Genomic DNA, 23,655 nt, shown 5'->3' with positions numbered 1-23,655 from the left:
CAACAGGGTAACGGTAGGGAGGGAAGCAACCTGCGAGGACCAGGACGACCAGCGCCTACCGTACAAACTGGACGGGGGCTGTGCTTGATTTGCCCTTCCGCTCCGCTACGGGGCGGGTTCGCGGCCCCGAGGTCTCGATTCTTCCCTCCTCCGCTCCCCCGCTCCAAGGCGGAGATCTATCAAGCCGCAGTCCAGAATCAAGACGGCCGCGAACCATCTCGACTTGTCCCTTCGTGTCGCATCTTCGGCGTGTTACGAACTTGGGGTGGCGCTTAGCGGGTTCGGGGGAAGTTGGGCAGGATGGGGGGCATGACGCAATCGGATGGGGTTCCGGAATCCATCGTCGTGATCGGTCCCGAGGGAAAGCCGCTGTTCATCCCGGCGGCGGCGCAGATCGGCGGGGAGCCGGTGGAGATCACCGGACAGGTTGTCGGTGAGGATCTTTCGGGCGAGGCGGGCGACACGCACGACAAAGAGGAGTCGCTCGCCGACATGGTGGAGCAGCCCGCGAAGGTCATGCGCATCGGCACCATGATCAAGCAGCTGCTCGAGGAGGTCCGGCACGCACCGCTGGACGACGCCTCCCGCACCCGGCTGCGCGAGATCCACCGCACCTCCATCCGCGAGCTGGAAACCGGCCTGGCCCCGGAACTCCGCGAGGAGCTGGAGCGGCTGGCGCTGCCCTTCACCGACGACACCGTCCCTTCCGACGCGGAACTGCGCATTGCCCAGGCCCAGCTGGTGGGCTGGCTGGAGGGTCTGTTCCACGGCATCCAGACCGCGCTGTTCGCTCAGCAGATGGCCGCGCGCGCCCAGCTCGAGCAGATGCGCCAGGCGCTGCCCCCGGGCATGAGCCACGGCGACCTGCGCGGCCAGCAGAATCCCGGCGGCGGCCAGTACCTCTGAATCACTGTTCCTGGGCGTACGCCGTGAGTTCGCGGCGCGTCTCGTTCTGGACTGCGGCTTGATAGATCTCCGCCTTGGAGCGGGGGAGCGAAGCGAAGAAGCGGAGCAGGGAAGAACGAGACTTCCAGCGCCGCGAACCCGCCCGTAGCGAAGCGGAGGGCAAAATAGTTCAGCTAAGGTCGGGTGCTGTGCCTGCTGCTGCTCCCCCCGACTCGGCGATGACGGACGTGCGCCCGGACAATGAATCGGTGCCGCTCGTGTCGGACTCCCAGTCCTTCGGTCGCGCATTCAAGGATTTCCGCGACGGATTCTCCCAGCGTGAACTATGGCTGGCGCTCGGCTGGCAGGACATCAAGCAGCGGTACCGGCGCTCGGTACTGGGTCCGTTCTGGATCACCATCGCCACCGGTTTGCAGGCGGCCGCGATGGGTGTCCTCTACGCCACCCTCTTCGGGCAGTCGCTGAGCTCCTATCTGCCCTATGTGACCGTCGGCCTGATCGTCTGGAATGTGATCAATGCCAGCATTCTCGAGGGCTCGGATGTCTTCATCGCCAATGAGGGCCTGATCAAGCAGCTGCCGTCGGCACTGAGCGTGCACGTGTACCGCCTGGTGTGGCGGCAGTTCCTGTTCTTCGCGCACAACCTGATCATCTACGTGGTGATGGTGGCCGCCTTCAGCATCTGGCGGCACCTGCACTGGTCGGCCCTGCTCGCGATTCCGGGCCTGCTGCTGCTGTTCCTCAATGCCATCTGGGTGACGATCGTGTTCGGCATCTTCAGCACTCGCTACCGCGATCTGGCGCCGATCCTGGGCAGCACCACGCTCATGCTGTTCGTCCTCACCCCGGTCATGTGGAAGACCTCGGCGCTGTCGGGCACCGCGAGCGATCGCGCCAAGCTGGCCGAGCTCGTCCCCACCTTCCACTATCTGGAGATCGTGCGCGCGCCCCTGCTGGGCGACCCGATCCACCTGCGCAGCTGGGTGGTGGTGCTGTCGATCACCATCGTCGGCTGGATAGTCGCGATACTGGCTATGAAGAAGTTCCGTTCCCGAGTCCCCTACTGGGTGTGAAGGCTCAATGACCGACCATGTGAGTATCGAGACCCAGAACGCGTGGGTGGAATTCCCGATCTTCGACGCCAAATCCCGATCGCTGAAGAAGGCGGTGCTCGGTTCGGCCGGCGGCGCCATCGGACGCAATCAATCCGATGTGGTGGTCGTCGAGGCGCTGCGGGATATCACGCTGTCGCTGAAGGAGGGCGACCGCGTGGGCCTGGTCGGCCACAATGGCGCGGGCAAATCCACACTGCTGCGGCTGCTTTCGGGCATCTACGAACCGACCCGCGGCAGCGCGCGCATCCGCGGGCGGGTGGCTCCGGTCTTCGATCTCGGCGTGGGCATGGACCCGGAGATCTCCGGCTACGACAACATCATCATTCGCGGGCTCTTCCTCGGGCAGAGTCGCAAGCAGATGCTCGCCAAGATCGACGAGATCGCCGAGTTCACCGAATTGGGCGACTATCTGGCGATGCCGCTGCGCACCTACTCGACGGGTATGCGTGTGCGCCTGGCCATGGGCGTGGTCACGTCCATCGATCCGGAGATCCTGCTGCTCGACGAGGGCATCGGCGCGGTCGACGCGGAGTTCATGAAGAAGGCCCGGGTCCGGCTGCAGGAATTGGTCTCGCGTTCGGGCATTCTCGTCTTCGCCAGCCACTCCAATGAATTCCTGGCCCAGCTGTGCGATTCCGCGATGTGGATCGATCACGGGCAGATTCGCATGCAGGGCGGCATCGAGGATGTGGTGCGAGCCTACGAGGGCCCGGAGGCGGGTGATCACGTGGCGCAGGTGCTGCGGGATCTGGAACGTGAACGTGAACCGGAACGGAATCCCGCATGAGTGAACAGTCCACCCCCGTGTACGGCGATGATGCGCGCATCGTCGCCATCGTGGTCACCCATAAACGCCGGGAGCAGCTGGCCGAGTCGCTGAAGGTGCTGGGCAGCCAGACCCGGCAGATCGACCACCTGATCGTGGTGGACAACGGCAATGAGGCCGAGGTCGGCGAGCTGGTGAAGCAGCAGCCCATGGAAACCACGTACGTCGGTTCGGAACACAATCTGGGCGGCGCGGGCGGGTTCGCGCTCGGCATGCTGCACGCGCTCACCATGGGCGCGGACTGGGTGTGGCTGGCCGATGACGACGGCCGCCCCGAGGGTCCGGACGTGCTCGCCAAGCTGTTCGATTGCGCCAAGCGGCACGGGCTGGTCGAGGTGTCGCCGGTGGTGGCCGATATCGACGACCCGGATCGACTGGCCTTCCCGCTGCGCCGGGGCGTGGTGTGGCGGCGACTGCGGTCGGAGCTGGGTGACGAGGACTTCCTACCCGGGATCGCCTCGCTGTTCAACGGTGCGCTGATCTCGGCCGAGGCCGTGGACAAGATCGGTGTGCCGGATCTGCGGCTGTTCGTGCGCGGCGACGAGGTGGAGGTGCACCGGCGGCTGGTGCGCTCGGGGCTGCCGTTCGGCACCTGCCTGCAGACCGCGTACCTGCACCCGAACGGGTCGGCCGAGTTCAAGCCGATCCTGGGCGGGCGCATGCACACCCAGTACCCGGACGACCCGATCAAGCGGCACTTCACCTACCGCAACCGCGGCTACCTGATGGCGCAGCCGGGCATGCGAAAACTGTTGCCGCAGGAGGTCGCCCGTTTCGGATGGTTCTTCCTGATCCAGCAGAAGGATCCGGCCGGGCTGATGGAGTGGCTGCGCCTGCAGCGGATGGGCCGCCGCGAGCAGTTCGACAAGCCGAAATCCTGACCGGGAAAAATACGTTGCGCCGACGGGGACAGCCTGACAAGGTTGTCCCCGTTCTTGTTCGGCGCGGTCACCACGGTGACGGCATGAGGAGAGATGGGAGGTGGAGTTACGTGACGACGGCAGTGCGGATTGCCGTGCCCGGACGAGTGTTCGCCCCACGCGCATCCACCTCGAATTCCTCTCGCTGAGTCCGTGATTCGGACTCGGCCCGGCAAAGGACTCCACACATGTCTTCGGTCGATTTCGACCTGCTCGTTCCCTATGGCTGGAACACCTCCCTCGCCGCCGACTACCGGCCACTGCTGGGTGACGATCTGATTCCGGCCCGCGTGATCCGCATGGATCGCAGTGAATGCGATATCGCCGCACCCCTTCCCACCGCCGACTACCAGAGCCGCCTGACGGCCGCGGTGGTGCGGGCCCGGCTCCCCCGCTCGGATTCCGAGGTCAGTGGGCTGTGCACCGGCGACTGGGTGGCCATCGACGCCGGGCGCACGGTGCGGGCCCTGTTGCCGCGCCGCACCGCCATCGTCCGGGCCGCCGTGTCCGGGCAGCCCGATGCCCGCGCCAAATCGGCCAATCAGGTGCTGGCCGCGAATGTGGACACCGTACTGGTGTGCACCGCCGGCGACGGGGATGTCGATCTCGGGCGCATCGAGCGGCTGCTCGCGCTGGCCTGGGAATCCGGCGCCCAGCCGACCGTGGTGCTCACCAAAGCCGATCTGGCGCACGATATTCCGATCGAGGAAGTCCGAGCCGCCGCGCCGGGCGTCACCGTGGTGGCGGTCAGCGCCACCGGTGGTGTCGGCATGGATGTGCTGACCTCGCTGCTCTCCGGCACGGTGGCATTGATCGGGCCCTCGGGAGCGGGCAAATCCACCCTCGCCAATGCGCTGCTCGGCGCGGAAGTCTTCGCCACCAACGCGGTTCGCGAGGGCGACAAGCGCGGCCGCCACACCACCGTGCACCGCGAACTGCGGCCACTGCCCGGCGGCGGCACCCTCATCGATACCCCGGGGTTGCGGTCGGTCGGGCTCTGGGATGCCGCCGAGGGGCTCGGGCGGACCTTCAGCGATATCGAATCCCTGTCCGGGCAATGCCGTTTCACCGACTGCTCGCACGAGAGCGAGCCGGGGTGCGCGGTGCTGGCGGCCATCGAGTCCGGCGCGCTCCCCCGGCGTCGTCTGGACAGCTACCGCAAGCTGAGCCGCGAGAACGAATGGCTGGCCGCCCGCGGCGACGCGCGCATGCGCGCCGAGCGGACGAAGGTGTGGAAGCAGATCAACAAGGACCAGCGACGCATGTACAAGGAGCGTGGCGGCAAGCAACGCTGACCGCCCGGCGGATCTCCACGACCGGGCCGATCCCGCGGTCAGTAGGTTGGTGGGATGACTGCCGACCCGATGCCGCAGCACGGTCCCGTGGCCGTGCGGCGCTGGGTCGCGGGTCGGCTGCGGGCGCTGCCGGGGAGCATCGGCTATTTGCTGGTCGGCGGGGCTACCGGCATGGCGGCCACGTTCGCTACGGTCGGTTTGTTCGTGGTGGCGGCCACCAGCCTCGGCGGGGTGGGCATTCCGGCGATTCCCGAATACCTGCGGTTGATCCGGCCGCTGACCGAGTTCGAACGGCGGCGGGCGGGCAAGCGGCTGGGCGCGCCGATCGTGGTGGCGTATCGGCCGATGACCGGTGGGCTGCGGCAACGGCTGGCCGGTGCCTTCCGGGATCCGGCGAACGGCCGGGATATCGCGTGGCTGTGCGTGCACGGGGTGCCCGGCATGGTGGTGGCGTTGTTCTCGATCGGACTGCCGTCGGGTGTGCTGAATCAGCTGGCGATTCCGGTGTATTGGCAGATCGTGCCGCCGGGCACCGTCGACAGCTTCGGCTTCGTGGTCGATTCCTGGCCGCTGGCCGGGCTCAGCGCCCTCATCGCGATTCCCCTGGCGGCCCTGGTGCTCCGGCTGCCCACGGTGGCCCGCTGGCAGGCGCTGCTGGCGCGCACGCTGCTCGGTCCGGCGCCGGGCACCGAGCTCGCGGTGCGGGTGGCGGAGTTGACCGCGACCCGGGCCGCCGCGCTCGACGCGCACGGGGCGGAACTGCGGCGCATCGAACGGGATCTGCACGACGGCGCACAGGCGCGGATCGCGGCGGTCATCATGCAGCTCGGGCTGGCCGACCAGCTGCGCGAACGGGATCCGGCCGCATCGTCCGACCTGGTCCGCAAGGCGCAGGACACGGCCGAGGCCGCGTTGGCCGAACTCCGAGATGTGGTGCGGACCGTGTATCCGCCGGTGCTCGCGGATCGTGGTCTGGCGAGCGCGATTTCGGCGCTGGCCGCGCGCTCCCCGATTCCGGTCGAACTCGCTCTCGGCGGTACTGCCGCGCTGCGCCCGGGCACGACCGAGGTACCGGATTCGAGCAGATCGGGGCCACGCTGGCCCGCGGCCGTCGAGGCGGCGGCGTATTTCGTCATCTCCGAGACGATCACCAACGCGACCAAACATTCCGGGGCCGAACGTCTTCGGGTTTCCCTCGGAGGTGATGCCGGGCTTCTGACCGTCGAGGTCCTGGATGACGGGGTCGGCGGGGCGCGGGAGACCGAGGGTGGCGGGCTGGCCGGGATCCGGCGGCGGGCCGAGGCGCTGGACGGGCGGATGGTGCTCAGCAGTCCGGCGGGTGGGCCTACCGTGGTGCGGGTGGGGCTGCCGTGCGGGTTGTGATCGCCGAGGATGATGCCCTGCTGCGGGAGGGGCTGGCGCTGCTGTTGCAGACGGCGGGGATCGTGGTGGTCGCCGCGGTCGACAATGCGGACGATTTTCTCGCGGTGGTGACCGCCGATCGGCCCGATGCCGTGGTCGTGGATGTGCGGCTGCCGCCCACCTTCACCGATGACGGATTGCGAGCCGCGGTGCGGGCCCGCGAGATTCACCCCGGCCTGCCGGTGCTGGTGCTCTCGGCCTGGGTCGAGGACAGCTATGCCGCCGAACTGCTCGGCGATGGGGCCGGCGGGATCGGATACCTGCTCAAGGAGCGGGTCGGGAAGGTGGATCGGTTCCTGGATTCGCTGCGGCGGGTCGCCGAGGGTGGGACCGCCATGGATCCGGAAGTGATCTCGCAGCTGCTGGTGCGGCGCAAGACCGACGATCCACTGGCCGCGCTGACCCCGCGCGAACGCGAGGTGCTGGCACTCATGGCCGAGGGGCTCGACAATGCCACCATTGCCGAGCGCCTCGTGGTCACCGAAGGCGCTGTGCTCAAACACATTCGGAGCATCTTCGCCAAGCTGGGGTTGTTCGCCGACGAGGTGGGCCATCGGCGGGTGCTGGCCGTCCTCGCCTATCTGAATGCCGGATGATCAGTCGTCGCGACAGGTGAGGTCGGCAGCGGGCAGGGTGCCGTCGGCCAGGTAGGTGTTCACGGCGTCGTACACGCAGGAATTCGGGTAGCGACCGAGGATCGAGTGGATGGCGACGTCCTGCAACGTAACCATGCGAGAGCCGGTGAGCGCCCGGTGCATGGCGAGTGCTCCGCCATAGTTGGTGCGGGTGTCGCCCGTGGCCTGGCCGATCAGGTTCGGCACCGAATTGCCGATCGCAGTGGGGGATTCGGCGGGCGGGGCCCAGAACGCGCACGGCGTGATGTTGTTCGCCATCGCGCCGAAGACCGGCTGGGTGACGCGGGAGGCTTCGATATTGCGCCGGTACCAGTCGGGGTCGCGGGGTGCGCCGACATCTCCGCAGAGGATGGCCATCTGGGGTGACATGTCGCGCGGCTGCGCGCGCAGGATGATGGCCAGCTTGCCCGCCAGATCCTCGTCCGGCCGTATCGGTTTCCCGGCGGCGGCGTCGGCCAGCTCCCGGATCTGTTGCGCGGCAAGACCGTAGCCGTGCGGTGAATCGAAGGCAATGTACAGCGCCAATGGCAGGGAATGCGCGTCGAGGTCGTAGTCGCCGATCCGGATCGGCTGGGCGGCAGCGTGTTCGATCAGCCGCTCGACCAGACCGCGTACGGCCGCACCGGTCGTGCCGAGGTGATATTCGCCGTCGCGCTGTGCGGTCCAGGCCGCCCAGGTATCGAGCGCGGCCTCGTTGGGTGAGCCCATGTCCTGCACCATGCCGACCGCACCGTAGCGGTCCGGGTCCACGCTGCCGTCCAGCACCATGCGGTCGGAACGTTCCGGGAACATCTGCATGTACACCGCACCCAGATAGGTGCCGTAGGAGGTGCCCACATAGCTGATCTTGGTTTCGCCGAGCACCGTACGGATCACATCCATGTCCCGAGCGGTATTGCGAGTAGTGAAGTGCGGCAGGCGATCCCCTTCCGCCGTGGCGCAGCGCGCCGCCAGATCGGCTTGGTCGGCGACGGATTCGGCGAAACCCGCGGCATCGATGCCTGCGAACTGCAATCCGAATCCGTGCGGCCAGTGGCAGTTCACCGCCGAGGAGCGGCCGACACCGCGCGGGTCCATCCCGATCAGGTCGTAGCGGGCGCGGACCTCGGGAGTCATGGCTTTGCTCGTGTCCACGAAGTAGTCCAGGCCCGCGCCGCCCGGACCGCCCGGGTTGGACAGTATGACACCCCGCCGCCGGGCCGGGTCGGTGGCGGGGATGCGCGAGATGGCGACGGTGATCGTGCGGCCTTGCGGCTCGGCGTAATTCAGCGGCACGGTGACATCGGCGCACTGCGCGCCCATGTCGTCCAGGCCCGGCGCATCGCAGGACTTCCAGGTGAGCGTCTGGTGGTGGTAGCTGTCCAAGGGCTCCGCGGTGGCGCGATCGCAGATGACGGCATCGAACAGCTTCGACACCGCGTCGGAGCCGGCATCATCGGTCGCGAGCTGATTGACGGTCACCACGACGGCGGTGCCGTCGGAGGCCACGCCATTGCGAGTGCCGAAGCCGGGGATGCTGCCGCCGTGGCCCCACACCTGCTTGCCGCAGGAGACCGGGTGGTGGATCAGACCGAGCCCATAGCCGGAACCGGGTTCGCCGCGGTCCCAGGGGACGGTCTGTTTCATCTCGTCCAAGAGGGCCACGGGCAGCAGTTTCCCGGCGAGCAGGGCGGTGAAGAAGCGGTTCAGGTCGGCGGGGGTGGCGACCATCGCGCCCGCGGTGTCGGCCCAGGACGGGTCAAGGTCGGTGAAATCGATACGCTTGCCGTCGGTTTCCTGATACCCCCGCGAATGTGGGCCCCGGATGCCGGTCTCCCGCGCGTCCGGGAAGTAGGTGTCGCGCAGACCCAGCGGTTCCAGGATGCGGCTGCCGATCTCGGCGGCCGCCGGGCGGCCGGAGACCTTTTCGATCAGCATGCCCAGCACGATGTAGTTGGTGTTGGTGTAGACCGAGCGCGCGCCGGGCTCGAAGCGCGGCGGCATGGACATGGCGATGCGCACCAGGTCCGCGGGTTCGTAATGGCCCCAGCGGATTCCGTCGGCGTCGGCCTTCAGCTGCGGGAAGCCGGGCACGGGCGTCGGCTCGGGTCGGCCGCCCGCCAGGTAGTCGGGCAGGCCGCTGGTGTGCTGTAGCAGCTGCCGGACCGTGACGCGGTTGCCGTCATTGCCATTGCCCCGCACCACGCCCGGCAGGTAGCGCTCGATCGGAGCGTCCAGTTCGACCTTGCCCTCACCGGCCAGTTGCAGCACCACGGTGGCGACGAAGGTCTTGGTATTGCTGCCGATCCGGACCCGGGCATTGTCGGGGATGGGTGCGCCGGTCCCCAGGTCGCCGGCGCCGGCGGTGAGGACGTGATGGCCGCCGGGGCCGTCGATGACGACCTGCGCACCCGGGAAGCCGCTGCGGATCACGGTGTCGAGGGCCTGTGTGACCGTGCGGTACAGCTCCTTGCGCGCCGGCTCACCGCTTCGGGATTCGGTGCCGCACGCCTGGGCCGCGAGTACCGCCAGCACTCCGAAACCGGCCAGCACGATCCGGCCGCGCGGGCGCCGCAATGCGCTCATGGAAGACATTCCTCCTGTTCAGGCCGGGTTCTCCGGCCAGTTCGAGCCTAGGAACGCGGGGACCGGCGGCCCATGCCCCGCGCACCCCGACCGAGGTCGCGCCCGGTACCGCGGCGGAGGTAGTGCCAGCGCTACCTATATGCACCTTGTTGCATATAGACCATTTCTCACCTACTGTTCGAGTTGGGAGAATTTCCGCCCCACTCGGCCTCCGAGACGCGGATGATCGAACCCGGGGCGACACACAGCAGACGGGAGCGGACTATGACCGACGCATCGAAGCAGCTGGCGGGCCGGACCATGATCATGTCGGGCGGGAGTCGCGGCATCGGGCTGGAGATCGCCAAGCGGGCGGCGGCCGACGGTGCGAACATCACCATCATCGCGAAAACCGATGCGCCACATCCGAAATTGCCCGGCACCATTCATACCGCGGCGGCCGAACTGGAGCAGGCGGGCGGCACCGTGCTGAAGTACCTCGGCGATGTGCGCGACGACGAGGCGGTGGCGGACGCGGTCCGGCAGACCGTCGGGCGCTTCGGTGGCATCGACATGGTGGTGAACAATGCCTCGGCCATCGATCTGTCCCCGACCGAGTCCCTGCCGATGAAGAAGTACGACCTCATGCAGGACATCAACTGCCGCGGCAGTTTCCTGCTGTCCAAGCTCAGCATTCCGGCGCTGCGGAAATCCGCCGAGGCCGGTCGCAATCCGCACATCCTCACCCTGTCGCCGCCGCTGAACCTGGATCCGAAGTGGGCGGGCACGGCGCTGGGCTACACCATCGCCAAGTACGGAATGTCGCTCACCACACTGGGTTTGAGCGAGGAGCTGCGCAAGTACGGGATCGGTGTGAACTCGTTGTGGCCGCGCACCACCATCGCCACCGCGGCGGTGAAGAACCTGCTCGGCGGCGAGGAGATGGTCGCCACCTCACGCACCCCGGACATCTACGCCGACGCCGCCTACCTGGTGCTCACCTCGCCCGCCAAGGACACCACCGGCAACTTCTTCATCGACGACGAAGTCCTCGCCTCGCACGGGATCACCGATCTCGACAAGTACCGCGTGGTGCCCGGCGACGGCCCGCTCACCACGGACCTGTTCCTCTGACCTCGATCGGCTACCTCGGCTGAGCTCGCTCAGCCGAGGCCATTTGGCACACAAGGGAATACGTGCGTTCGTGGGAGTTTGACCGGACACATGAGCATTGCCCTCGTAACAGGTGCGAACCAAGGGCTGGGGCGCCGCTGAGACGAAACATGGCCCGGGACAGGGGGTCCCGGGCCATGGTCAGGCGAATATCCTGGCCGCTAGTCGATTCCGTAGAGGCGTTCCCAGTTCTCGCGGCTGGTGAGTTCCGGCATGGCGGCTCGCCAGCGGCGCTGCAGATCGGGGAGGTCCTTGCGGAGCTGGCGGAGCACGCGGACGGTGCGGATCAGCAGGCGCCGGGCGGTTTCCTTGTCACGCACGCGGACCCGGACGCCGGACTGGGAGGCGTCGGTCACGACCACGTGGTTGAACAGGCCGACGTGCCACCAGTGCGCGTCCTCGCGGGTGACCGCGACCGGGCCGGGGATGACGCGGCCGGTCCACTGGCTGATGGCGCGCTTGTAGAGCACCAGCAGCGGGTGGCTCGGCTCACCGCCCGCGCGGCGAACGTGCAGGTGCGCGTTCGGGACCGGGGAGGTGGCGGCCGGATGTTTGACGGTCTCCGGGTAGTCCGAGCGCGAGCCGCGGGCCTTGGCCAGCGCCTCGATACCGCCGTCGCGCAGGATCTCCGGACCCCGCAGGTAGTCCTCGATGCCCTGCAGGGTGGTGTGCGCCAGGCCGTACTGCATGCCGACCAGGTACTCACCGATCTCCCGCAGCAGCTGGCGGGTAATGGATTTCGCGTCCAGGTCGTGGTGCAGCGAGGAGACGATGAGCGAGTTGCGCGAGGAGAAGTAGCGCGCCCAGTCGTCGAAGTCCTTCCAGTAGAAGTCGGCGTGCCACACCGCGGCGTTGGGCAGGGTGACGGTGACGAAACCGTTCTCCCGCGCGCGCAGGCCGTATTCCACGTCGTCCCACTGGAAGAAGATCGGCACCGGCAGCCCGATCTTCTTGACCACCTCGGCCGGAATGAGGCAGGTCCACCAGGCCTGGTAGCCGGCGTCCACGCGGCGCTCCTGGTGCTTCTTGAGCATGCTGGTATTGCGCAGCGCCTTGGCCACCTTCTGGCCGTGGCGCAGCTTGCCCAGATTCGTCTCCTCCGCACCGACATTCAGGTAGTCGGGGTTGAACAGGAACAGCATCTGCGCGCCCACCAGGGTGGGTTCCACGGTCAGATTGGCGAAGGCGTTGAGCCGCAGCACGGTTTCCGGCTCGCACAGGATGTCGTCGTCCATGAGGATGACGTCGGCGTGCTCGTTGGCGCCCGACACCTCGTAGAGGCCGCGCGTGAAGCCGCCCGCGCCACCGAGATTCGGTTGCCGGATGTAGCGCAGCTTGTCGCCGAACATCGGCTGGGTCTCGGTGAACAGCGTCTGGTCCTGCACCAGGTCGGTGCCCTGGTCGACCACGTAGACGGCGTCGAGGAGCGACAGCACGGTCGGGTCGGAGGCCAGGGCCGCAACGGTATTGGCGCAGTCCTGGGCGCGGTTGAAGGTGCAGATGGCAATGGCCACCGGGCGCACCTGCTCGGGCGCGGCCGCGGTCCACTCCAGATCGGTGATCACGGCCTCGCCGCCGAGGGCCTCGATCTCGAGCCACAGCGCGCCGCCGTCGATGTACATGTCCAGAGCTGCGCGCAGCACCACCCGGCCGGTCTCCTTGACCACCGCGGTGTCGACCACCCGGCGGTGCCCGGCGATATCGGAGGCGGCCAGCCGGATCCGTACCTTGCCGGTCGCCTCGAGGGTCATCCCCACCTCGACCTCGGTGACCTTGGTCCAGCGCTGCCAGTAGGCGGCGGCGAAGCGCCCGAAGTAGGTGTTGGTGTTGACCGACGCGCCCTTTTCCAGGCGTAGCGTCTGCCGATCGCGGGTGACCTTGCCCTTGGCCACCGCGTACAGGTCGTCGCTGATCTTCGGCGCGGGTCCGCAGAAGATGCCGCGGGCCAGCACCAGCCGCTCCGGCGCGGTGTGTTCCGCGCGCAGGGTGGTGGGAGCCTCCTCAGCGTTCTCCCGGTCTTCGGTTTCGGTCACGGCCTGCCCAGCCGACGCATCCATGAATCCCTCGACATCCTTTGAATACTTGAGACACCGGCTCATCCGACGTGGTCGCACCGCCACTGTCTTGCTCGGCCGGGCGAGAATATCAATCGCTATCCGCCGCGGCAGCGCGAACCCGCGCTAACGGTCGTCCTCGTGTGTTCCGGCGAAGACGAATTTCCCGTAGGCCCAGAATCGGAAGCCCATGGCCACCGCCTGGCCGATGAGTGTCCCGGAAACATTGTCCGCCAACGGACTGTCCAGTCCGAGAACGTAGCGCGAGAATCCGAGACACCCCAGCTGCAGGCCGATGGCCAACACATTCAGCAGCGCGTAGACGAGGATGTGCCGCACCCCCGTATCGCCCCGGTGGTCGGAGTAGGTCCACCACTTGTTGCCGAAATAGGTGACCACGGTGGCCACCCCGATGGAGATGATCTTGGCGACCAGCGGGGCGTGGAACAGCGGGCCCTCGCCGCCGAGGAAGACCAGCAGGTTGTAGGTGCCCGCATCGACCACGAAGCCGATCGCGCCGACCACCAGAAATGCCCCGCCCCGCTGCAGCAGGGCCCGGACCTTGCCGGTCAGAGAGGCATTCGGGGTGGGTTCATCCACCGCCGTGGACTCGTTCGCAGGCACCGGCCGACGGTACCGCAACCCGCCGCACCCCCATACCTGTGAAGGTCGGGTAACCTCCCGGTGTTCATATTCGCCTCCGATCAGAGGATTGACCGGGTGGACTCCACCGAGCTTCGTATTGCCGCCATTGTGCCGTGCCACAACGAAGAGGCCGCCGTCGCGAAGGTCGTCACCGACCTCAAGGCCGCCGTCCCGGGCATAGTCGTCTACGTCTACGACAACCTGAGCACGGACGCCACCGCCGACAAGGCGCGCACGGCCGGGGCGATCGTGCGGACCGAGAACCGCAAGGGCAAGGGCAATGTGGTGCGGCGGGCCTTCGCCGACATCGAGGCCGATGTGTACCTGATGGTCGACGGCGACGACACCTACGACGCCGCCGCGGCCCCCGAGATGATCCGCACCCTGCTGTCGGGCCCGTACGACCACGTGCTGGGCGTGCGCCGCGAGGTCGAGGCCGGCTCGGCGTACCGGGCCGGGCACGAGACCGGCAACAAGATCCTCAATGGTGTGGTGGGCAAGGTCTTCGGCGAGAACGTCGAGGACATGCTCAGCGGCTACCGGGTCTTCTCGCGCCGATTCGTGAAGTCCTTCCCGGCGGTGTCGCGGGAGTTCGAGATCGAGACCGAGCTGACCGTGCACTCGCAGCATCTGCGGGTCCCGCAGACGGCGGTTCCGGTCGGATTCCGTGATCGGCCCGCGGGCAGCGAGTCCAAGCTGCGCACCTACAGCGACGGCTTCAAGATCCTGCGCCTGATCATCGGCCTGGCCCGGCACGAGCGGCCGGTCGCCTTCTACGGCCTTTTCGGCACGCTGGCCTGGATCGTCTCGGTCATCCTCATCACGCCGATCGTGATCGAGTTCTATCAGATTCACCAGGTCCCGCGGTTCCCGACGCTGTTCCTCGGGTTCACGCTGCTGCTGCTCGGCAGCCTGGCCTGGACCGCCGGCCTGATCCTGGACGGCATCCGCCGCTCCCGGCACGAGGCCGCCCGCCTGATGTACCTGCGTTATTCGGCGGTCGGCGAGACCGGCCCCGATGCCCGGCCGGGCGGTTCGCTGCGATGACGGTGCGGCTTGCCGGGCAGAATCCCGACGGCAAAGCAGAATCGGACACCGTGGTTACCGAAGTGAACGACAGCACGACCATCACGGCACCGGCATCGGCCGCTCCCGCGCCGAAGGCGGCCGGGCTGCGGCGTGCGGTGATCGGCATCGAGCGGCGCTTCGGTTCGGCCACCGTGGTTTTCGTGCTGATCGCCGGCATCTTCGGTGCGGTGTGGTCGGTGCTGACGCCCCCGTTCTGGGGCCACGACGAGATCACCCAGTTCGGCCGGGCCTATCAGATCGCGCACGGCGGCTTGCTGCCCGAGAAGATCCACGACGATCGCGGCCCCGCGTGGGGCGGCGACGTGCCGGTCAGCATCGACGCGCTGATGAGCTACGCCTTCAACGACTATCAGGACAACCCGGACGAGCCGGAGCCCATGGTCGAGGATCCGCACGTCTACGACCAGCTCGGCGGGGCCGCGGTCTCCGATCAGACCAAGCAGGTGTGGTTCACCAATACCGCGGCCTACTCCCCCGTTCCGTACCTGCCGCCCGCCGCGGGCATCCGCATCGCCGAGACGTTCGACCTCAGTGTCGGCGGCATGGTGCTGGCCACCCGCTGGGCCGGGCTGATCGCCTACCTGGTGATCGTCGGTTTCGCGCTGCGCGTGCTGCGCGGGCACCGGGTGCAGTGGCTGGCCTTCACCGTCGCGGTGCTGCCCATCGCGCTGTTCCAGGCCGGGACCGTCACCGCGGACACCGTCACCAACGCGCTGGCCCTGCTGGTGTCGGCGCTGGTCGTGAAGGGCCTGTTCCTCGGCGAACGACTGACCCGGCCGGAGACGGTGGCCGCGCTGGCCACCACCGTGCTGCTGCCGGTGTGCAAGCCGACCTACGTCCTGATCGCCATGCTCACCGTGCTGATCCCGGTGCGCCGCTTCGGCTTCGGCGGCACCGAGCGGATCGCGGCGTGGCAGCGGGTGCTGCCGTGGGCGGCCGCGGGCGTCGGCGCGATCTCGTTCGCGGTGTGGATGAAGATCGCCGCCCCGACCGGTGACGGCATGAGCCTGATGCGGCCCGAGAAGCAGTGGGGCACCGTGCGTCCGGGCGACCAGCTGCACGGCATCCTCACCGATCCGTTGCACTTCCTGCGGATATTCGGCGACAGCATCGCCCGCCGCGACCAGCACTGGTTCACCCAGTTCTTCGGCGAGCTCGGCTTCTCGTACGTCGAGGTGCCCGCGCTCACCATCCTGGCGAGTCTGCTGGCCTTCACCATGAGCATCGGTACGGCCGAGCGCTTCACGGCGCGCGGCGCGGACCGCACGCGCACCTGGCTGGTGCTGCTGACCATCGCGGCCAGCGTGGCCATGATCTACGTGACGCTGTACATGTCCTTCACGCCGGTCGGTTACTTCATCATCGACGGGGTGCAGGGCCGCTACTTCGTGCCGCTGGCGGTGCTGGGCCTGGCGGTGGTGCTGCGCTGGATGCCGCTGCGGCTCACCGACGCCGCGGGCCGGGTCCCGGTGCGCGGCGCGGCGATCACGGTGGTGGCGGCCACCTCGGTGGCGCTCATCGCTGCGGTGATCAAGTATTCGACTATCGTCTGGGGATGACCCGGTGGGGAGTCCGATGGCGTCGATGGTCGCGGGCGGCGAATTGCCGTGGTGTTGCTGATCATTTGTCGCCATCCTGCTGACTCCCGTCGCGACGGCCGCAGTGTTCCTGCGCCTGCGGGATGCCGGCGCACTGCGGGGCGATGCCCGCACCCCGCGGCCACGACGCCGTCCGGCTGGGGCACGCCCGGGTCGACGGCCGTAAATCCGACGCCGATATCGCCCAGCTGGGAATTCTGCTGGCAGGGACCGGAATCAAGGATCTCTACGTGCACACCGGGCCGCTCGACAACGACGGCACGCTGTCTCCCGAGCTCTATCCACAGGCCCGCTGGTTCCTCGGGGCCGTGCATCGGACGCTGCCCGGAATTCGCGTACAAGCGTGGCTCGGCGATGTGCTCACTCCCGAATTAGACGGTCCGAATACCGATGATCCGGGGACTCGCGATCAAGTCGTCACGACATCGTCGCAGGTACTCGATCTCGGATTCGACGGTATTCACTTCGATTTCGAACCGATGCGCTCGGGATCGGGGGGGCTATCTCACCATCCTGGATCGGGTACGCGCCCGCACTCGGGCCCGGCATGCGCTGCTGTCGATCTCCGCTCCGGTTATCGATCCGCTACCCGGATTGCATTCGCAGGACTGGGCCCGGTCCGCCGTCCTCAGCGGCTAGATGACCTTTTCACCCGCGGCGACGTAGGCGGATTCGGTCGCGGCTTTCTGTGGGCGCCACCAGGATTCGTTGTCGCGGTACCAGTCGATGGTGGCCGCCAGGCCCTGGCGGAAATCGCGGTATCGCGGTTCCCAGCCGAGTTCGGTGCGCAGCAGGGAGGCGTCGATGGCGTAGCGCAGATCGTGGCCTGGACGGTCGGTGACGTGATCGAAATCGTCTGGGGCACGGCCGAATGCCTCCAGAATCAGCTCCACCACGGACTTGTTGTCGCGCTCGCCGTCCGCGCCGATCAGATAGGTCTGGCCGATGCGCCCGCGCTCCAGGATTTCCCAGACCGCGCTGTTGTGATCGTCCACGTGGATCCAGTCGCGCACCTGGTGACCCGCACCGTAGAGGCGGGGGCGGACACCGTCGATGAGATTGGTGATCTGCCGCGGGACGAACTTCTCCACATGCTGGTAGGGCCCATAGTTGTTGGAGCAGTTGGAGATTGTGGCCCGCACCCCGAACGACCGCACCCAGGCTCGGACCAGCATGTCGCTGGAGGCCTTGCTGGCCGAGTACGGACTCGACGGGTTGTAGGGGGTGTTCTCGTCGAATGCCGAGGGGTCGTCGAGTTCCAGATCGCCGTACACCTCGTCGGTGGAGATGTGGTGGTAGCGCACCTGGTGGCGGCGCACCGCCTGGAGCAGCGAATAGGTCCCGATGATATTGGTCTGGACAAAGGGCCACGGGTCGGCCAGCGAATTGTCGTTGTGCGATTCGGCGGCGAAATGCACCACCGCGTCCACACCGCCCACCAGGCGATCCACCAGCGCGGTGTCGGCGATGTCGCCGTGCACGAACTCGATTCGGTCCGCGACCGGGTCGAGTGAGGCGCGGTTGCCCGCATAGGTGAGTTTGTCCAGCACGGTGACATGCACACCGGGACGTGCAGTCACAGTCTGGTGAACGAAGTTCGCGCCGATGAACCCGGCGCCGCCGGTTACGAGCAGTCGCACAGGGAAACACTACGTCGGCCGGGGCGAACGCTCGCGATGGGTACGGGAAGTTGCCTTCTTTACACCAGCCGAGCCGCCGTTGTGCGCGGAATCGGACATCCGGTTGAAACAAACGCACGTAATTGAAAGGCGGCCGCTCGGTCCAAATGTCGCAATTCCACGGTGCCGCCGCGACATTCATGCGACCAGCGTCACGACTTTCCATGCGACGTATGTGACCTTCCTCACACGAACGGCTGCGGGTAACGATCCGGCGGATCGTATATCTGCGTCAAAACCTTTCCCTTGCAGCACGTTTCCACTACCTTGCAGACCGCACGATCGTCTTGGTGAACAAAATTTGAACGGACGGACACGATGGGTTCACCGCTCGTTAGCTGTTCTCCATTTCGATTCGACGTGTCCCCCCGAGCTCTTCGATGAGGTTTCTACAAATGCTGATGAGGAAATTCGCCGCCACCGCGGCGCTGGCCGTAGCGGCCGTGGCCATCACCGCCGGCACCGTGAACGCCGCGCCCGCCGAGCAGGCCGACAACGGCGTGATCAACTACTCGGCCACCAACACCCCCGACAACGGTGCGATCATCCACACCGACGCCGGCTCCATGGTCATCGAGAACAACACCTTCGAGATCAAGGCCGCCAACGGCACCGTCGTGGCCGGCCTGCCGCTGAGCTTCCGGGTCGACGACTTCGAGTTCCCGATCGCCGCGCAGATCAGCGACGACCACACCGCCAGCATCACCCCGCAGTACGACGTGAACCACGCCGTCTACAAGCCGGTCGCCCTCCCCTACGAGGACCAGGCTCCGTGGAAGTCGGACTACGACCGTGAGCAGGCCGCCTGGAACCGCCTGAAGGACACCATCTCCACCGGCGCCACCATCGGCACCCTGGTCGGCGGTCTCGGCGGCGCGGCCATCGGCTGTGTCGCCGGCATCGGCGTGGGTCTGGTGGCCACCGGTGCGCTGTTGACGCTGTTCGGCGCCGGTCCGCTCGCGGGCTGCGTGGTGGGTGCGGCCACCGTCGGCTTCCTGGGCACCCTGGCGGGTCAGCTGTTCGTGACCGCGCCGGTCGCCATCGCCGCCGCGATCCAGTACTTCTCGACCATCAACGAGCCGCACATCCAGCCGGCTCCGGCGAAGTAAGACACGCCCACTGCATCACGGAACCCCCCGCCCGGATCATCCGGGCGGGGGGTTCCGCCGTATCCGGGAACAGCGGCCACGAAACAGATGTGGGGCCCGAGATCGGCGCCCCGAGCCCCACATCATCAATCAGGCTGCACCCCACCCGAATCGATCGGGTGGCACGTCACCAAGTCATGCTGTGCGGGCGACCTGCCCGGCCTCGATGCGGTCGCGGACGAAGCGGGCCACGTGGGCCAGGGCGGCCCGGCTCTCCGGCATGGCAGGGAAGATGGCCATGAAGGCGTGCACCTGTCCGCGCCAGATCTCGAGCGTGGCGGGCACGCCGGACTGGGCCAGCCGCTGGGCCATGATCTCGCTGTCGCGGCGCAGCACCTCGTCCTCGGCGACGATGAGCAGCGCGGGCGGCAGGCCCGCCAGCACATGGTTGACCGGCGACAGCCGCGGATCCAGACGGCCGTTCACCTCGGCGCCCAGCTTGATCACGGACTCCAGCGCGGACAGCGGAATCAGCGCGTCGCGGCGGTAGTTGGGGTGCGCGCGCTTCTCGGTGCAGTCCAGATCCAGCGCTGGGCACAGCCCGACCAGTCCGGCGGGGACGGGCAGTCCGGCGTCGCGGGCGCGCAGGGCGGTGGCGAAGGTCATGTAGCCGCCCGCGGAGTCACCGGCGAACACCACCTTCGAGGCCGGGACGCCGTGCGCCAGCAACCATTTGTAGGCGGTCAGGCAGTCGGTGACGGATCCGGCGATATCGGTCTCGGGCAGCTGCCGGTACTCCACGCTCACCACCGGCAGCCCGGTACGCCGGGCGATGGCCGCGACCACGGGGCGGTGGGTGTCGAGCCCGCACAGGAAGAAGCCGCCGCCGTGCATGTACAGGACCGCGCCGTCGCACAGCGCCTTACGGGCCCCGGCGGGCCGCACGATCTCCATGCGGAAGCCGTTGAGCCGTACCTGTTCCCGCTCCACTCCCCGCGGAGCCGGGCGCAGCTTGGCCAGGCTGTTGATGACGGTGCTGGCCACCGGCATGGATGCGACGGTGACGGGCACCAGCTCGCCGGCCGGACGGATCATGGTGCGAGCCACCACTGTCAGCGCACGGGCGGCGGCACTGGTCCGGTTCGGGTTCTGGACGGGGACGTCCTCGTGGGCCGTTTCGTTGACAGGCCGTTCGTGAGCCATCGCGCACCTACCTCGTTGTTGGCGCGCCGAGCCGTTCGTCCGGAGCGACCGATACGTTGGCTCGGCACCCGGCGCGCGAGAGTCGGCGCTGACATCTCACATAGAGTCATTTCAGAACACCATGAGAACGTGACCTACGCAACAGATATCGCCGTATCCGCGCGCACGTAAACGCCCGTGATCGATTCGAAGTCCAGTCGGAACCTGACCGCCGCGCTCCGCCATCGAACTGGCAGACTGTCGTGACATGCGCGGAATCATCCTGGCCGGGGGCACCGGATCGCGGTTGCACCCGATCACGCGCGGGGTGAGCAAACAGCTGGTCCCGGTGTACGACAAACCGATGGTGTACTACCCCCTGTCCACCCTCATGCTGGCGGGGATCCGGGACATTCTGGTGATCACCACTCCCGAGGACGCCGACGCCTTCGCCCGGCTGCTCGGCGACGGCAGCCGGTTCGGCGTGTCCATCTCCTATGTGGTGCAGCCGCAACCGGACGGGCTGGCCCGCGCCTTCGTGCTGGGCGCCGACCACATCGGCACCGACAGCGCCGCGCTGGTGCTGGGCGACAACATCTTCCACGGCCCGGGCCTGGGCACCCAGCTGCAGACCTTCCACAACCTGGACGGCGGCGCGGTCTTCGCCTATCGGGTCTCCGACCCCACCGCCTACGGCGTGGTCGAATTCGCCGAGGGCCGGGCCATTTCCATCGAGGAGAAGCCCAAGGCGCCGCGCTCCAATTACGCGATTCCGGGGCTGTATTTCTACGACAACGACGTGCTCGCCATCGCGCGCGATCTGAAGGCGTCGGACCGCGGTGAATACGAGATCACCGACATCAACCGCACCTATCTGGAGCAGGGCCGGCTGCACGTGCAGGTGCTGGCCCGCGGCACCGCCTGGCTCGACACCGGTACCTTCGACTCCCTGCTGGACGCCGCCAATTACGTGCGCACCATCGAGGAGCGGCAGGGCCTCAAGATAGGCGTGCCGGAGGAGGTGGCCTGGCGGCTCGGCTACATCGGCGACGATGAACTCACCCGGCTGGCCGAACCCCTGGTGCGCTCGGGCTATGGAAAGTACCTGCTGGGCCTGCTGGACCACGGGCGAAGCTGGGAGTAGGCATGCGGATTCGGGAACTGTCGGTGCCGGGCGCGTGGGAGTTCACGCCCCGGCTGCACGGCGACGAGCGCGGCGTCTTCTACGAGTCGTTCAAGGCCTCGGAATTCGAGAAGGCGGTGGGACGGCCCTTCGACCTGCTGCAGGTCAATATCTCCACCTCCGCGGCGGGTGTGCTGCGCGGCATCCACTACACAGAGAATCCGCCCGGGCAGGCCAAATATGTGACCTGTGTGCGCGGGGCCTTCCTGGACGTGGTGGTGGACCTGCGCCGCGACTCCCCCACCTTCGGCCGCTGGGACGCGGTCGTCATCGACGATGTGGAGCGCAAGTCGGTGTTCCTGGCCGAGGGCCTGGGGCACGCGCTGCTGTCGCTGGAGGACGACTCCACTGTCAACTACCTGTGCTCGCTGGAGTACTCGCCCGAATTCGACCGGGATCTGGACGCTTTCGACCCGGACCTGGCCATCGAGTGGCCGGCCGTCGGCCGCAACGGCGAACCGCTCACTTTCGTTCGCTCGGACAAGGACGCCGCGGCTCCGCGCCTGGCGGATTTGAAACTGCTGTCCCGCCTCCCTGGAACTTCAGCGGAGGGCTGAGAGCCGTCTCTGTCCCACCTCCCCGGGACTTCAGCGGACAGCTGAGAGCCGTCGCCTGTCCCACACCCGTGCCGGCGGTCGGTGCCAACCCGACTCTGGACGTCCCGGCGAGTTACCCGGATCCTTACGAAATCAGTTGTTACGTCACCGGGGCGCACCGCGTAATGCGGTGCGCCCCGGTATTTTTCGAAGGTTACGCCCGTGTGAGCTGCGGGCGGAACCATCTAGTGTCAACCGACCAGTTCGACCTCCAGGTCACGGGCCTCCTGGCGGCGGGCCCGCAACCTCGGGAGGAAGACCGTGAGGGCGACCAGGGCGCCGACGATGGAGACACCGGCGGCGAATTCCAGGCCGGGACGGTAGGTGTCGAGCATGGCCGACGGGGTCGGGTTGCTCGGCGCGCTCGAAGTGACGATGGCGGTGGTCACCGCGAGCACGATGGCCGCGCCGACCTGCATGGCGGTCTGCAGGACACCGGCCGCCAGGCCCTGCTCGTCATCGTCGATACCGCTGGTGGCCTGAATATTGATGGCGGGGAACCCGACCCAGCCGATGCCGACCAGCAGCACCGCGGGCAGCAACACGGTCAGATAGGACGGTGCGGTGTCGATGCGCAGGTACAGCAGGTAGCCGACGGCCATGACCACCATGGTGATCGCGATGATCGGGCCGGTGCCGAAGCGGTCGACGAGCTTGTCGGAGACGAAGGCCGAGGCGACCACCAGCAGACCGACCGGCAGCAGCGCCATCGAGAGCTTCAGCGGCGACCAGCCCAGGGTGTCCTGCAGGTACAGCGTGGTGATGAACTGCCAGCTGAAGTACGAACCGGCGACCGCGATGATGGCCAGGCTGGCCCGGACCAGGGTGGGCTTGCGCAGGATGCCGAGGCGCACCAGGGGGTAACGCACCTTGCGCTCGGCGTAGACGAACGCCGCACCCAGCACGGCCACCGCGACGAATGATCCGATGGTGCGGGCCGAGCCCCAGCCCGCCTGCGGCGCGGAGACCACGGTGTAGACGAGCAGCAGCATGGTGGCGGTGGACAGCAGCGCGCCGATCAGGTCGTGTCCGCCCTCCTCGGCGGGCTTGTCCTTGGGGACGAGGAAATACGCGGAGGCCAGCGCGGCGAGGGCCACCGGAACCGGGAGCAGGAAGGTCCAGCGCCAGCCGAGGCCGGTCATCAGGCCGCCGAACAGCAGGCCCATGGAGTAGCCGCCGGCGCCGAAGACGGTGTAGATGGACAGCGCCTTGTTACGGGCCGGTCCCTCCTGGAAATTCGTGGTGATGATGGACAGACCGGTCGGCGCGGTGAACGCGGCGGCCAGGCCCTTCACGAAGCGGGTCAGAATGAGCAGCGCCGGCGAGCTCACCAGGGCGCCTGCGAGCGAGGCCAAGGCGAAGACGGCCAAGGCGATCAGGAAGACCTTGCGGCGGCCCAGCAGGTCGGCGGTGCGGCCGCCCAGCAGCAGCAGGCCGCCGTAGCCCAGTACGTAACCGCTGACCAGCCACTGCAGGGTGGAGGTCTGAATGTCGAGTTCGGTGCCGATCGACGGCAGCGCGACGCCGATCATCGACACGTCGAGGCCGTCCAGGAACAGCACGATGCACAGGGTGATGAGCATGCCCCAGAGCCGGGCGGTCCACTGCGTGGTGTCGGCCGCGGTGCTCACTGCGGGGCGTATCTCGGTGGAAGTCACGAGAAGCGACAGTACATGCGTGCGCATCAAATGCACAAGCATTTAAT

Annotated in this window: 19 protein-coding genes; 13 read left to right on the top strand and 6 right to left on the bottom strand. The window is 67.5% G+C overall.

All coding sequences use genetic code 11. The annotated features are described in order from the left end of the window. Positions 1 to 309: 309 nt before the first annotated feature. The 7 genes from ACQP1O_RS00840 to ACQP1O_RS00810 all read left to right on the top strand — a co-directional run bounded on the left by ACQP1O_RS00840 (position 310) and on the right by ACQP1O_RS00810 (position 7,080). A complete protein-coding gene (locus tag ACQP1O_RS00840; protein ID WP_433564040.1) occupies positions 310 to 906 on the top strand; it encodes a bacterial proteasome activator family protein in 597 nt (198 codons plus the stop codon). A gap of 218 nt (positions 907 to 1,124) precedes the next feature. Then, positions 1,125 to 1,979, top strand: coding sequence for a galactan export ABC transporter permease subunit Wzm/RfbD (gene wzm / locus ACQP1O_RS00835; protein ID WP_433564039.1), 855 nt, complete (start codon positions 1,125 to 1,127; stop codon positions 1,977 to 1,979). Positions 1,980 to 1,986: 7 nt separating this feature from the next. Beyond that, entirely contained in the window at positions 1,987 to 2,808 is an 822-nt protein-coding gene (wzt, locus tag ACQP1O_RS00830; protein WP_402764149.1) for a galactan export ABC transporter ATP-binding subunit Wzt/RfbE, read from the top strand. Continuing rightward, entirely contained in the window at positions 2,805 to 3,728 is a 924-nt protein-coding gene (gene glfT1, locus ACQP1O_RS00825) for a galactofuranosyltransferase GlfT1 (RefSeq protein ID WP_433564038.1), read from the top strand. Before wzt ends, glfT1 begins: the two co-directional genes overlap by 4 nt. 227 nt (positions 3,729 to 3,955) lie before the next feature. Beyond that, the gene (gene rsgA, locus ACQP1O_RS00820; RefSeq protein WP_433564037.1) at positions 3,956 to 5,062 is read left to right on the top strand and encodes a ribosome small subunit-dependent GTPase A; all 1,107 of its coding nucleotides are present in this window, start codon (positions 3,956 to 3,958) and stop codon (positions 5,060 to 5,062) included. Positions 5,063 to 5,116: 54 nt separating this feature from the next. After that, entirely contained in the window at positions 5,117 to 6,445 is a 1,329-nt protein-coding gene (locus tag ACQP1O_RS00815) for a sensor histidine kinase (protein ID WP_433564036.1), read from the top strand. Beyond that, entirely contained in the window at positions 6,433 to 7,080 is a 648-nt protein-coding gene (locus ACQP1O_RS00810) for a response regulator (protein ID WP_433564035.1), read from the top strand. Before ACQP1O_RS00815 ends, ACQP1O_RS00810 begins: the two co-directional genes overlap by 13 nt. Here the strand turns inward: ACQP1O_RS00810 and ACQP1O_RS00805 are convergent, their stop codons facing one another. Further along, the gene (locus tag ACQP1O_RS00805) at positions 7,081 to 9,684 is read right to left on the bottom strand and encodes an alpha/beta fold hydrolase (protein ID WP_433564034.1); all 2,604 of its coding nucleotides are present in this window, start codon (positions 9,682 to 9,684) and stop codon (positions 7,081 to 7,083) included. A gap of 264 nt (positions 9,685 to 9,948) precedes the next feature. Between ACQP1O_RS00805 and ACQP1O_RS00800 the strand changes: the two genes are divergently transcribed. Further along, positions 9,949 to 10,797 carry an SDR family oxidoreductase gene (locus ACQP1O_RS00800; protein WP_433564033.1) on the top strand — a complete coding sequence of 283 codons (849 nt, stop codon included), beginning with the start codon at positions 9,949 to 9,951 and terminating at the stop codon, positions 10,795 to 10,797. A gap of 200 nt (positions 10,798 to 10,997) precedes the next feature. Here ACQP1O_RS00800 and ACQP1O_RS00795 read toward each other — a convergent pair whose 3' ends face one another. Both ACQP1O_RS00795 and ACQP1O_RS00790 read right to left on the bottom strand, forming a co-directional pair. Continuing rightward, complete coding sequence (locus ACQP1O_RS00795; RefSeq protein ID WP_433564032.1) at positions 10,998 to 12,893, bottom strand: glycosyltransferase; 1,896 nt, start codon at positions 12,891 to 12,893, stop codon at positions 10,998 to 11,000. A 123-nt stretch (positions 12,894 to 13,016) separates the two neighbouring features. Further along, positions 13,017 to 13,514, bottom strand: a complete 498-nt coding sequence (locus ACQP1O_RS00790) for a GtrA family protein (RefSeq protein ID WP_433564031.1) — start codon at positions 13,512 to 13,514, stop codon at positions 13,017 to 13,019. A gap of 96 nt (positions 13,515 to 13,610) precedes the next feature. Here ACQP1O_RS00790 and ACQP1O_RS00785 point away from each other — a divergent pair, with 96 nt between their 5' ends. Both ACQP1O_RS00785 and ACQP1O_RS00780 read left to right on the top strand, forming a co-directional pair. Next, positions 13,611 to 14,582, top strand: coding sequence for a glycosyltransferase (locus tag ACQP1O_RS00785; protein ID WP_433564030.1), 972 nt, complete (start codon positions 13,611 to 13,613; stop codon positions 14,580 to 14,582). 62 nt (positions 14,583 to 14,644) lie between these two features. After that, complete coding sequence (locus tag ACQP1O_RS00780; RefSeq protein ID WP_433564029.1) at positions 14,645 to 16,183, top strand: DUF2142 domain-containing protein; 1,539 nt, start codon at positions 14,645 to 14,647, stop codon at positions 16,181 to 16,183. 674 nt (positions 16,184 to 16,857) lie between these two features. On the opposite strand, the gene rfbB is transcribed toward ACQP1O_RS00780, so the two are convergent. Next, positions 16,858 to 17,862 (bottom strand): dTDP-glucose 4,6-dehydratase, encoded by a 1,005-nt coding sequence (gene rfbB, locus ACQP1O_RS00775; protein ID WP_433564028.1) that lies wholly within the window; start codon positions 17,860 to 17,862, stop codon positions 16,858 to 16,860. Between the two features lie 434 nt (positions 17,863 to 18,296). On the opposite strand from rfbB, the gene ACQP1O_RS00770 reads away from it, so the two are divergent. Next, positions 18,297 to 19,010, top strand: coding sequence for a hypothetical protein (locus ACQP1O_RS00770; RefSeq protein WP_433564027.1), 714 nt, complete (start codon positions 18,297 to 18,299; stop codon positions 19,008 to 19,010). A gap of 174 nt (positions 19,011 to 19,184) precedes the next feature. Here the strand turns inward: ACQP1O_RS00770 and ACQP1O_RS00765 are convergent, their stop codons facing one another. Then, on the bottom strand, positions 19,185 to 20,192 hold the full coding sequence (locus ACQP1O_RS00765) for an alpha/beta hydrolase (protein ID WP_433564026.1): 1,008 nt from the start codon (positions 20,190 to 20,192) through the stop codon (positions 19,185 to 19,187). Positions 20,193 to 20,439: 247 nt separating this feature from the next. On the opposite strand from ACQP1O_RS00765, the gene rfbA reads away from it, so the two are divergent. After that, entirely contained in the window at positions 20,440 to 21,315 is an 876-nt protein-coding gene (rfbA, locus tag ACQP1O_RS00760) for a glucose-1-phosphate thymidylyltransferase RfbA (protein WP_433564025.1), read from the top strand. A gap of 2 nt (positions 21,316 to 21,317) precedes the next feature. Beyond that, a complete protein-coding gene (locus ACQP1O_RS00755; protein WP_433564024.1) occupies positions 21,318 to 21,911 on the top strand; it encodes a dTDP-4-dehydrorhamnose 3,5-epimerase family protein in 594 nt (197 codons plus the stop codon). Positions 21,912 to 22,141: 230 nt separating this feature from the next. Here the strand turns inward: ACQP1O_RS00755 and ACQP1O_RS00750 are convergent, their stop codons facing one another. After that, positions 22,142 to 23,533 (bottom strand): MFS transporter, encoded by a 1,392-nt coding sequence (locus tag ACQP1O_RS00750; RefSeq protein ID WP_433568010.1) that lies wholly within the window; start codon positions 23,531 to 23,533, stop codon positions 22,142 to 22,144. Positions 23,534 to 23,655 lie beyond the last annotated feature (122 nt).

It is taken from the genome of Nocardia sp. CA-151230 (assembly GCF_050942175.1).
Taxonomy (GTDB): Bacteria; Actinomycetota; Actinomycetes; order Mycobacteriales; family Mycobacteriaceae; genus Nocardia.
Note: the sequence above shows the minus strand (reverse complement) of the source record. Positions and strands in the feature narration are given on the sequence as shown.

Excerpts from the sequence above, each read along its gene's own strand:
- ACQP1O_RS00795 (WP_433564032.1), bottom strand. The coding sequence starts at position 12,893 with ATGGATGCGTCGGCTGGGCAGGCCGTGACCGAAACCGAAGACCGGGAG.
- rfbA (WP_433564025.1), top strand. The coding sequence starts at position 20,440 with ATGCGCGGAATCATCCTGGCCGGGGGCACCGGATCGCGGTTGCACCCG.
- ACQP1O_RS00815 (WP_433564036.1), top strand. The coding sequence starts at position 5,117 with ATGACTGCCGACCCGATGCCGCAGCACGGTCCCGTGGCCGTGCGGCGC.
- wzm (WP_433564039.1), top strand. The coding sequence starts at position 1,125 with ATGACGGACGTGCGCCCGGACAATGAATCGGTGCCGCTCGTGTCGGAC.
- ACQP1O_RS00805 (WP_433564034.1), bottom strand. The coding sequence starts at position 9,684 with ATGAGCGCATTGCGGCGCCCGCGCGGCCGGATCGTGCTGGCCGGTTTC.
- ACQP1O_RS00800 (WP_433564033.1), top strand. The coding sequence starts at position 9,949 with ATGACCGACGCATCGAAGCAGCTGGCGGGCCGGACCATGATCATGTCG.
- ACQP1O_RS00755 (WP_433564024.1), top strand. The coding sequence starts at position 21,318 with ATGCGGATTCGGGAACTGTCGGTGCCGGGCGCGTGGGAGTTCACGCCC.
- wzt (WP_402764149.1), top strand. The coding sequence starts at position 1,987 with ATGACCGACCATGTGAGTATCGAGACCCAGAACGCGTGGGTGGAATTC.
- rsgA (WP_433564037.1), top strand. The coding sequence starts at position 3,956 with ATGTCTTCGGTCGATTTCGACCTGCTCGTTCCCTATGGCTGGAACACC.
- ACQP1O_RS00840 (WP_433564040.1), top strand. The coding sequence starts at position 310 with ATGACGCAATCGGATGGGGTTCCGGAATCCATCGTCGTGATCGGTCCC.
- ACQP1O_RS00750 (WP_433568010.1), bottom strand. The coding sequence starts at position 23,533 with ATGCTCATCACCCTGTGCATCGTGCTGTTCCTGGACGGCCTCGACGTG.
- ACQP1O_RS00765 (WP_433564026.1), bottom strand. The coding sequence starts at position 20,192 with ATGGCTCACGAACGGCCTGTCAACGAAACGGCCCACGAGGACGTCCCC.
- ACQP1O_RS00770 (WP_433564027.1), top strand. The coding sequence starts at position 18,297 with ATGCTGATGAGGAAATTCGCCGCCACCGCGGCGCTGGCCGTAGCGGCC.
- glfT1 (WP_433564038.1), top strand. The coding sequence starts at position 2,805 with ATGAGTGAACAGTCCACCCCCGTGTACGGCGATGATGCGCGCATCGTC.